At 72.1% G+C, this 914-nt stretch carries 1 pseudogene; it reads right to left on the bottom strand.

Features of this window, described 5'->3' with window-relative positions:
* Positions 1-914, bottom strand: a pseudogene (locus U9R90_RS36470) (hypothetical protein); the annotation flags it as partial.

Here is a 914-nt window from a genome sequence, read left to right as displayed (position 1 = left end):
CCCGCACCGTGAGTCGGGTGAACTCCCCCTCCCGCGCCAGGCACCCCCCATCCACCCGCAACCACGGCGAGTAAGCCACCCGCACCGTCACCACCGCCGCCCTAGGCACCCGAACCACCAGCGACGTCCCGTCAGACCGCAGCACCGCCCCCGGCCGAGACACCAGCGGCACCGCATCCCGCACCCGGAATACCCGCCAGTTGGCGTCCCGCCACACCGGCTCCAGCCACCCCGGCCCACTCCGTACGAGCGCGGCCTCCCGCGCCGCGGGCCCATCGGGCTCGCCCTCCGGCAGGACAACCAACCCCACCGCCCAACGGTCCAACCACGCCCGGTACGCCGCAGCCGAGAACGCCCCGTCCGCCGCCCGCGCCCCCTCGTACCCGTCGTAGAAGAGCCGCCCCCGCTCAACATCCGCCTGCCGGTTCCAGCCCCGCGCCATATTGATGTGCGGGGCAAGCAGACTCGCCTCCCGATGGTCACGAGACGGCACCACCTCGACCCGGGTCCGCTCGGCACCCAGCCGGTCCAGCGCGGCCAGCACCCCGTCCGCATCGGCGGCCCAAGCGGGCACCGCCGTGTTGGTCACCACGTCGTCAACGGTCTTCTGGGCCACCCAGTTCACGGAGAACACAAAGGCGACGGCAAGCGCGACACCCCGCACAAGCCAGAACCACCGCGCCCCAGGCGGCGCAGGCAACCCAGACGCAGGCAACCCAGACGCAGGCAACCCAGACGCAAACACCCCAGGCGCAAACACCCCAGGCGCAAGCAACGCGGCCAACAGCACCGCAGGCGCCCCCAACAACGCCAGCCGCTCAACGTTCGTACCGATGGGCGACGCGACAAAGTACGTCAGCACAACGCCCACCGCATACACGCCCGCCCCCACCCGCAGCTCCCGCCACCCCCGC

The sequence above is a fragment of the Streptomyces sp. E11-3 genome, assembly GCF_046540415.1.
GTDB lineage: Bacteria > Actinomycetota > Actinomycetes > Streptomycetales > Streptomycetaceae > Streptomyces.
Note: the sequence above shows the minus strand (reverse complement) of the source record. Positions and strands in the feature narration are given on the sequence as shown.